The organism is bacterium (genome assembly GCA_035528375.1).
Classification (GTDB): Bacteria; RBG-13-66-14; RBG-13-66-14; order RBG-13-66-14; family RBG-13-66-14; genus RBG-13-66-14.
Map to the genome: position 1 here is coordinate 1 of DATKYS010000009.1, position 9,810 is coordinate 9,810.

Below are 9,810 nucleotides of genomic sequence, written 5' to 3' on the forward strand. Positions count from 1 at the left end.
ACCGGCTCCGGGCCGGAGAACCGCGACGAGGAGGTCTTCGGCTTCAAGCCCTTCAAGCTCCTGGCCGATTACCTGACCCCCCTGGGCGTGGCCGTGCTGCGCTGCGACGACCGCGGTGTCGGCGGTTCCACCGGCGCGGGCGCTGACGTCACCACGGTGGACCTGGCCGACGACGTAACCGCCCAGATGGATTTCCTGGCGAAGCGGACCGATATAGACCTCGGCCGGATCGGGCTCCTGGGCCACAGCGAGGGCTCCATCATCGCCGGCATGGTGGCGGCCCAGACCGGCGGGCCCGCCTTCGTCATCCTGATGGGCGGCCCGGCCTTCAACGGCGCCCAAATCGTCAAATCCCAGTTGGTCCTGCTCTCCCGCGCCGAGGGCGCCACCGAGGAGGAGATAGCGAAAAGCCTCGACTTGGAGGAACGGATTTTCGCCGCCGTGCGGAGCGGCGGGGACATGGAGGGGATTAAAGGGGAGGTCGCGGAGCTCATGCGGGAGTCCATCGCCAACCTCTCCGAGGAGGAGCGCGCCACGATAGCCGACGTGGACGCTTACGTGAACGCGACCGTCGAGGCGCAGTTCGCCGCCGTCCAGAGCCCCTGGTTCAGGTTCTTCATGGACTACGACCCCGCCCTCGACCTGGCGAAAATCACCTGTCCGCTCCTGGCGGTCTGGGGCGAGCACGATCTCCAGGTTCCCGCGGAGGAGAACCGGGCGCGGATGGAGGAGGTCCTCGCCAAGGCGGGCCACACCGACTACACCCTGGAAATATTGCCCAAGGCCAACCACCTCTTCCAGGAAACAGAAACCGGCGCCTTCAGCGAGTACGCCGAGCTCCCCAAGGAGTTCGCCCCCGGCTTCCTCGAGCTCGTATCCGGCTGGATGCTGCCCCGGGTCGGCATCCCCCAATAGTCTTCCCGTCCCTACGTGCAAACGCTCCCCCCGCGGGGGCGTTTTGCCGTTTACACACGCTCGGTCGGACGCTATACTCACCACGCTAACGAAACCGCAAAGGAGCACCGTGCGCGAGGACCTGGACAAGCTCATGGAAGAGCGGGGGATAGACTGGCTCTTCATCGAGGGGGGGAACGGGGACAACCCCGCGATGCACTACCTCCTCGGCAACGCCCCCATCGGCTACTGCTCGCTGTGGAAACCCCGCGGCGGCCGGGCGTACCTCTTCACCGGCCCCTTCGAGCGCGAGGAGGCCAAGAAGCTGCCCTTCATCGCCGTGGACACGACGAAGTTCAACTACCACGAGCTGTTGGAGAAGGAGCCGGATCACCTCAAACGGACCGTGGAGTTTTTCCGCCGCATGATGGCGGACGTGGGCGTGAAGGGGCGCGTGTCGCTCTACGGCCGGGGCGGCCTCGGCGCCAACTACCTCCTCTACCGCGCGCTCGACGAGGCGGTGCCCGAGGTGGGCATCGAGCCCGAGTTCGAGAACGACGTGATCATCACCGCCCGCGAGACCAAGGACGCCGAGGAAATTTCCCACATCCGCCGGGTCGGCGAAAAATCCTGCGAGGTTTTTGGCGAGGTGCGAAAGCTGCTCGGGTCCGCCGAGGAACGGGGGGGGAAGCTCTACGACTCGGGCGAGCCGCTGACGGTGGGGCGTGTCAGGCGTTTCATCACCCTCGAACTCTTCAAGCGCGGCCTGATGGAGGACGTGGGCACCATCTTCGCCCCGGGCGACGAGGGCGGTTACCCCCACTCCCACGGGACCGACTCCCGCCAGCTCGCAGTGGGCGAACCCATCGTCTACGACATGTTCCCCCGGGAGCTGGGCCACGGGTATTACTTCGACATGACGCGCACCTGGTGCGTCGGTCGAGTCCACCCCGAGGCGGACCGGGACTATACCCTCGTGAAAGAGGTCCAGGCCGAGATCGAGAACGCCATCGAAGTCGGAGGTTCCGCCTACTCCTACCACAAGCGGGCGGCGGACCTGATCGCCCGGGCCGGCCACCCCACCATAATCTCCGACCCAGCGACCCAGGTCGGCTTCTGCCACGGCCTGGGGCACGGTGTGGGCCTCGACATCCACGAGAAACCGCGCCTCGGCGGAACCGAGAAGAATCCCGACCTGATCCAGCCCGGCAGCGTCTTCACCAACGAGCCCGGGGTGTACTACCCGGAAAGAGGCTACGGCGTCCGGGTCGAGGACACGCTCTGCGTCACGCCCGAGGGGAAAGTCGAGAACCTCACGCCGGAACCCAAGGCGCTTCTCGTCCCCCTGAAGTAACGATTGGAAAGCCTCCGAGTGGCAGGATATAATAAGGACGTGTGGAATCGCGCCCTTATATCACGCCCGTAGAACCGTAATCCGCAAAGCCTTTGGTGGATTTGTCTTGCCAAAGGGGTTGTTTTATATTAATTAATCCTGTGGCAAGGTACAGTATTCCGTGACAAGGAAGCGAAAAAGGGGGCACCGTGCGTAAATATCTCTTTCTCCTTTTGATTGTTCCCGCGATTGCCTTCGGTTACACCTACTCCGTGAGCCCGGAGGACGTCGGAATGGACGCCGGCCAGGGGTACGACATACCGCGTATCCCCGGCGGCGTTTACACCAACGAGGTCGGTGATCCCCACCTGCCCTGGCTGCCACTCCGGGTCGCGGTACCCGTGGGGATGGCGGCCGCCGAGGTTGAGGTCGTTTCCCTGGAAACCCAGGTGCTGCCCGGCTACTACACGGTCTTTCCGACACAGCAGTCGCGGCCGATCAGCAAACCCGGCGAATTCATGGAGAACTTCTCCCCGGTCTACACATCCGACGATGCCTACCCCGGCCGTCCCATGCTGGCCACGGGCGGGGGGAACATCGCCGGGTACGGCGTGGCCGACATGCTCTTCTGCCCCTTCATCTACCACCCCGTCTCGGGTCGGCTCGAGGTCATCACCGAAATCACCTTCAACCTCGAGCTCGAGACGCTGTCCTACGAGATTCACACACCCAGGGTAGTGACCCCGGCATCCGCCGAAGTCAACACCGAGCGGGTCCGCAGCCTGGTCATCAACCCCGAATCGGTCTACACACCCGCAGAAGTCGTGCCGCCCAAGGTCATCGGCACGGGTTTCGAGGCGAACTACAACGAACCCGACGTAGGCGGGACCGCCGAGTGGGTGCTCATCACCCGTGAGGAATTTGCGGACGCCTTCCGACCGCTGGTGGATTGGAAGCTCAAGAAGGGCCTCACCACCGCCGTGGTGACCGTGGAGTACATCATCGAAAACTACGACGGCCGCGACCAGGCCGAGAAAATCCGCAACTTCATCATAGACGCATACGAGAACTGGTCCACCACCTACGTCGTGCTGGGCGGCGACTGCAATTTCGTCCGTGAGCGCCGGGGCTTCGCCGTGAACTTCGGTTCGCCCGACGACTACATGATTCCCTGCGATCTCTACTACTCCGACCTGGACGGCGACTGGAACACCGATGGGGACGACCTCTGGGGCGAGTGGCCCGACGACGAGGTGGACCTCTACTCCGACGTCTACGTTTCGCGTTTTCCGGTGAACACGGTCGAGGAGACCGAGGCCGTGGTATCCAAGACGCTCGTCTACGAGAAGAGCATCCCCCAGGACTTCCCGCTTCACACCGTCTTCTTCGGCGGACAGCTCGACGACATCCCCACGTGGGGCGGCGACGGCAAGGATCAGGTGGCGACTCATCTGCCCCCGGACTTCCCCTACACCACGTTCTATGAGCGCGACGCGGCCTACGGGGCCGCCGACATCATCGCCGAGTTCGAGGCCGGCCGGTCCGCCGTGGTCAACCAGCTCCACCACTCCTCCTACGACGTAATCGGCACCGGATCCGACTTCATCTCCACCGCGGACGCCTACGGCATGACCAACGGCGACTACATCGGATGGTTCTACGCCCAGGGCTGCATGTGCGGCGGGTTCGACCGGGCCCGGTGCGCCGGCGAGGGGATGGCCCTGGCCCCCAACGGGGGATCGGTGGCGGTCATGTTCAACTCCCGCTACGGCCTCTACTCGCCCGGCGACCCCAAATCCGGCGAGAGCAACGTCCTCGACGAGCAGTTCTTCGCCGGCATGTTCGACGAGGAGCTGACCTCGCTGGGCGCCGCCCAGGCCTACTCCAAGGATTACTTCGTCCCCACGGCCAAGGTGAACCCCTACATCCGCTGGGTCATGTACGTACAGAACATCCTCGGTCCCTGCGAAACGCCGGGCTGGTGCAACACTCCGGAAGACCTCGTCGTCACCCATCCCACCGACTGGGACGGCGGCGAGTTCAAGGTCACCGTCAACACCCCGAGCCGCGGCCCGCTCCGCAACGCCAAGGTGTGCCTCTACAAGGACTCGGACGTCTACATCGTGGGATACACCCGCGCTTCGGGCGAGGTCATCTTCTACCCCAACGTGCATGATACGGGCGAGCTGAGCGTCACCGTCAGCTTCCAGGACACCTGGCCCTACGAGGGCGTCTGCCAGGTCGAGGCCGGCGCCGACGCCGAGGTGGCCGATTTCACCGGCGGACCCACCGACGAGGGCGTGCTCCTGAGCTGGACCCTGACCGAAGCCGGTAACCTGATCGGGGTGAACCTCTACCGCGGTGAGAACAGGCTCACCTCCCTCGATCTTCCCGGGGAGAGCGGCCGCTACCTCGACCGCGCGCCCGGCGAGACGAACGCCTACTACCTGGAGCTCGTCCACGCGGACGGCACCACGTTACGCGTCGGACCGGTCACGGTGACGGTGCCCGAGGGCGTCGGCAGGCTGACCCTCAGTGAGCCCTACCCGAGCCCGGCCTCCGACAGCGTGAGCATCGAGGTGAACACGCCCACCGACGGCAGGGTGATTCTCGCCGTTTACGACCTGTCCGGGCGGCGGGTAGCTACCCTCGCCGACGGCGATTTCAGCGCGGGCCGCCACACCTTCACCTGGAATTGCGCCGACGCGGCCGCGGGCGTCTACCTCTGCCGCCTGAGCACCGCCGAGCGCGTCCTGACCGGTCGCCTGGTCCTCGCCCGATAAACCCGCCAAAACCGAGGAGGGCCGAAGGGCCCTCCTTTTGTATGATCGATACTCGATCATATAAAGTATATCATCCTACCGAAGAACCACTCTCTACGAGGGCCGAAGGGCCCTCCTTTTTTAGGGGGGTGGATGCTCGGTGAATAAAAAGCCTCCCGAAGAAACGCGTGAAAGAAGGGCCGAAAGGCCCTCCTTTTTTATGGTCAACGGTTTCTCGGTTGATTAACGAACAGTATCCCACCAAAGAAACACGCTCTGTGAAGGTCGAAGGGCCCGGTCGGCTCCATCCCGGCAATAAAAAAACCGGGTAAAACGCCCCGGATGCGGTCCATTGGGTTAGCTTGACGGTGGAGAACGGGTTGTCCCTCTACCGCCCCTCGGAATCCAGGGGAACGATCTCGACGGTGTAGGAATCACCGGAAACCTTGACCACGGCGTACTGGAAGAAATCCCCCTCCTCGATGTGCCCCCCGGAGGTGCCGATGGTGGTGTAGGGAATCCCGTCGTACTCCGTGAAGACGTAGGTGTGCAGATGCCCCGTGAACACGCCGTCCACGCCGTGCTCCAGGAAAATCTTATGGAGGCGGTCCCCCTCGTTTTCGGCCAGGGTCGAGTAGATGAGGGGTTTGTGTGTGAAGACCAGGGTCAGCCGGGCGTCATCGTGGGAGCTCAGATCGTCCTCGAGCCAGGCGAAGGTCGTCTCCGGCAGATTGACGGTGAAATACCAGCGGCTGGTGTCCAGCACGACGAAGTGTACGCCGGAGTAGTCGAAAGAGTAGTTGGGCTTGCGGTCGGTCCACTCGCGCCACCGGCCCAGGGAGGCGTCGTCCCAGATGTCGTGGTTCCCCGGCGTCAGGTGGACGTCCACTGGGACGGGCTCGATGATTTTGAAGTACTCGGCCCACTGGGCGTCTATCTCGTCCACGTCTAAGGTGTACCCCCCGATCTGGTCGCCGACGGAAATGTAAAAATCGGCCCCCTCGGAGAGGCTCTGGGCGACCACGGCCTCGTAAACCCCCTCCCGGGGGTTGCTGCCGCGGTCACTGAGGATGACGAAGCTGAAGTCGTCCTCCCTGGCCGAGGCGGCGATGACGAGTACCGCCAATAAAAACCAAACCTTGCGCATGCTGTCTCCCTGCGGCTGGCACTTGTGCAAGGGATGATACCCGATCGGAGGCAAACCCTCAAGCGTGGAAACCTGTCGCTCCGGGTTTCTTTTTCATATACTCGTCCCGTAACGTCCTTAAGAGGGGAGCCGTCATGCGGTACCGTCCGGTGATGTGTGCGCTGATTCTCGCGTTGGCGGCGGCGTCCTTCGCCGCAGACCCGGAGGGGAAACCGGTAACCTCCACCTTCTCCATCGTCGCCTACGACCCCGAGGCCCGGGAGTGGGGCGTCGCCGTCGCTTCCCGGGTACTCGCCGTGGGGTACATCGTACCCTGGGCTCGGGCCGAGGTAGGCGCCGTGGCCACCCAGGCGTACGCGGACCTCCGCTACGGCAGGTACGGTCTGGAGCTGCTGGAGGCGGGCTTCACCGCCGAGCAGACCCTTCAGGTGCTCCTGGAATTCGACGGAGAGGCGCAGCAGCGCCAGGTGGCGGTCGTGGATTCCGCGGGGCGGGTCGCCGCCTTCACCGGTCGGGAAACCTCGGCCTGGGCGGGCGACCGGCAGGGTGAGCACTACTCCGTCCAGGGCAACATCCTGGCAGGCGAACAGGTGCTCGCCGCCATGGAGCTGGCCTATCTGGAGACCGTGGGTCCTCTGGCCCGGCGTCTGCTGGCGGCGCTCGAGGCGGGGGACGAAGCCGGGGGCGACTCCCGGGGCAGGCAGTCGGCGGCCCTGTTGGTCGTCCGGGAGAGGGGGGGCTACCAGGCGCTCTCCGACCGCCTCGTGGACATCTCGGTGGACGACGACCCGGCTCCGGTGGCCGAGCTGGCGCGGATTTACGACTTGTGGGAGGCGAATTTCCTCATCGAGCCCTACCTCGACTCCGCCGACCCGGTGGTCCAGGAGTACGCCCTGGACATCATCGAACGGGCTCTGGCCGAGAAGGGGGACGCCCAACTTTTCAACTCGATGGCCTGGGTCCTCGCCGTCCGCAAGCTGTACCCGGAAAGGGCGCTGGAAATCGCCCTCCGGGCCCATGAACTGGAACCGGACGACCCGAACATCATGGACACGGTAGCCGAGGCGCACTACGCGGCGGGGAACCCCGAGTCCGCCCTGGAGTGGGAGGAGAGGGCCCTGGCACTCGACCCGGAGAACGGCTTCTTCCTGGGACAGAGGGCCAAGTTCCGGGCCGCTACGGAAAGGGACTAGAGTTACAGCTTGGCATCATGCGCCCCCTGTGATATATTCGTCCGGCAACCTTACCCGGCCCGACACCTAACCCCAAGGTGGACCCATGGTACCCAGACGGCTGATCTTCAGTTTGACACTGCTGCTTTCGGGAGTCGCCCTGGCCCACGGGGAGGACGTCCCCACCACCCTCGAGCTCGTCTCGTCGGCCTACGAGCGGGGTGAGCTCACCTACACCGACTACGCCCTCTACAAGCTCTACCTCGCCTTCGGCGACGCCGACCGCATCCCCGACGCCTACCGGGGCTCGGACAGCGTGGCCGGTGCCTGCGGTACGCTCCTCATCTACGATGCGAGCTACTGCGTAATCAATGGGCTCTTCGATGATGCCGACCTGGCCGACGCGAGCATGTACCTCGGACGGCCCACCGACGAGGCCCCGCCGGGAGCCCGACGAGGTTACGACATCCCGAATCCCGACATCCACCACTGGGACACCCCCGAGGGCAACTTCCGCATGTGGTGGGCCGGCGTGGGACCCCACTCCCTCTGGCACCCCGAGGACGAGGACCACAACGGCGTGCCCGACATCGTGGAAATCATCGGCGGCTCCCTCGAATATTCCTTCGGGTTCTTCGTTGACGACCTTCTCTTCGATTACCCCGTCAAGGACGGCACCTGGTATCCCTCGGGAGCGGACTACGGCTACTGGGAGGGTGACATCCAGGCCGACTGGGAGCGTTTCGACGCCTACTTCCGCAGCATGGGCGAGGACGGGATGGAAACGGGCGTCATGGCCTACGCCCAGGTGGACTACCCGTATGACGAAACCCCCCGGGCGGACGCCAGCTTCCACATGGCCTTCCGGAACACCGACGACCCCGACAGCGCCCGGGGGAACCTGGAAACCGTGGGGGCCCACGAGCTGAACCACGGCTTTCAGTTCGGCCTCGACTGGACCAACCCCTCCCATGTCAAGGAGAAGACCTCGGTCTGGAGCGAGGAGAAGGCCTATCCCAACTACAACCAGTACCAGGGCGGCCGCCTGGGCGCCTTCATGGCTTCCCCCCACATCGGTCTCACCCGCGACGAGGGCCTGAGCTGGTACAACTCCGTCATCTGGAGCCACTACTTCGAGTCCCTGACGCTTCAGACCCCCGAGCTTCTGACCCTGATGGAGTCCTACGGACAGGTCAACCCCATCACCATGTACTGGGAAAACTACGACATGTACCAGGAGGACACGGGGACCAACATCGAGTTCAACGACGCCTACGACCGGATTTTCCGCGACGCCTTCCCCGACATGGAGTTCGAGGACGACATGGGCGGCATGGCCTACGCCTTCGGCGAGTTCGTCGAGTGGAACTGGTTCACCAATCACCGCAGCGCCCAACGTTCGGGCAATTCCGCCAACAACCACGGGTACTACTACATAGACGACCTGAACCCCGACGAGGACAACCCGGTCGCCTACCCCGAGGTCAAGGACAACGAGCCCGAAGGGACCCGGGAGTTCACCGGGGCGCAGGTTCTCTCCGGCGTTGACGTCGAGCTCAAATCCTACCCGGGGAACATATACCACTGCCCCGACGGTCTCGGTTCGACGTACTTCCACATCATCGAGCTCGACCCCATCCCCGACGACGTCGTTTACGCCTTCAAGGGCTACCCCGAAAACGAGGTTGACTCACGGTACTGGGGCGGTTCCTACATCCTGATGCAGGACGAGAACCGCCAGCATTCCGACCAGACCTCCCCTGGCGGCCTCTCGACCGAGATGAACATCTTCGGCGACAAGGGGATCATCCGCATCAACGACGCCGCCAAGTACCACGAGGTCGCGTTCATCCCCTACGTCCGCCGCGACGTGGGGACCGATCTCGAGGCGTCGGTTAAGATACACGCGGTGAGCAGCGACGACCGGGAAGCGCCCAGCTTCAAGTCCGCCGACGGTGGAACACTCCTGTTGAACGTGGTCCCCGGTCTCATCTCCCACATCGAATTCACCGCCACCCCCAACGAGCAGCTCTTCGCCTGCCCGCGCTACGACGTGCACTTCACCGAGGTGGATGAGAACGGCGACACGGTGGACCACCACTACTGGCATGTGAACGGTTTCCAGAACGGCGACGACACCTTCAGCATTTGGACCGACGGTCCGGCGGTGTACACCGCCTTCTGGACCGCGCCCGACTGCGACGGCACGGCTGACATTGACATGACGGCGAGCGACCTGGGGGGCAACATCGGCACGACCTCCTTCGACGGCATCCTTTCGCAGGCCGACATCGGCGACGACGGCGGAGTGGTCGGCCGCAACGCGCCGGCGACGCTTGAGATACCGGCGGGCGCGGTGGACCCGGGCGCGCGGGTGCTGGTGATGGGCCGTCCCGACATCTCCGGCGGTCTGTTGGAGACTTGGGCGCTCAGCTCGGCCCCGACGGACGCCAAGGTGATAGCCTCCCCGGCGGCCCTGGGCCGCGGGCTGGCGGCCGCCGC

General features: G+C 64.4%; 6 protein-coding genes. 5 read left to right on the top strand and 1 reads right to left on the bottom strand.

Annotated elements, in window-relative coordinates:
* The 3 genes from VM054_00505 to VM054_00515 form a co-directional block, all read left to right on the top strand.
* Nucleotides 1–915: alpha/beta hydrolase (locus VM054_00505; protein HUT97537.1), on the top strand; the 915-nt coding region annotated here is incomplete at its 5' end.
* Nucleotides 916–1,024: 109 nt separating this feature from the next.
* The gene (locus VM054_00510) at nt 1,025–2,248 is read left to right on the top strand and encodes a Xaa-Pro peptidase family protein (protein HUT97538.1); all 1,224 of its coding nucleotides are present in this window, start codon (nt 1,025–1,027) and stop codon (nt 2,246–2,248) included.
* A 188-nt stretch (nt 2,249–2,436) separates the two neighbouring features.
* A complete protein-coding gene (locus tag VM054_00515; GenBank protein ID HUT97539.1) occupies nt 2,437–5,010 on the top strand; it encodes a C25 family cysteine peptidase in 2,574 nt (857 codons plus the stop codon).
* A gap of 367 nt (nt 5,011–5,377) precedes the next feature.
* Here VM054_00515 and VM054_00520 read toward each other — a convergent pair whose 3' ends face one another.
* Nucleotides 5,378–6,136 (bottom strand): metallophosphoesterase, encoded by a 759-nt coding sequence (locus VM054_00520; protein HUT97540.1) that lies wholly within the window; start codon nt 6,134–6,136, stop codon nt 5,378–5,380.
* A 134-nt stretch (nt 6,137–6,270) separates the two neighbouring features.
* Here VM054_00520 and VM054_00525 point away from each other — a divergent pair, with 134 nt between their 5' ends.
* Nucleotides 6,271–7,329 (top strand): DUF1028 domain-containing protein, encoded by a 1,059-nt coding sequence (locus VM054_00525; GenBank protein ID HUT97541.1) that lies wholly within the window; start codon nt 6,271–6,273, stop codon nt 7,327–7,329.
* Nucleotides 7,330–7,414: 85 nt separating this feature from the next.
* Nucleotides 7,415–9,810 (top strand): hypothetical protein (locus tag VM054_00530; GenBank protein ID HUT97542.1); only part of this gene is annotated, 2,396 nt, incomplete at its 3' end.

Coding starts and splice junctions, on each gene's coding strand:
- VM054_00520 (HUT97540.1), bottom strand. CDS start 6,136: ATGCGCAAGGTTTGGTTTTTATTGGCGGTACTCGTCATCGCCGCCTCG.
- VM054_00525 (HUT97541.1), top strand. CDS start 6,271: ATGCGGTACCGTCCGGTGATGTGTGCGCTGATTCTCGCGTTGGCGGCG.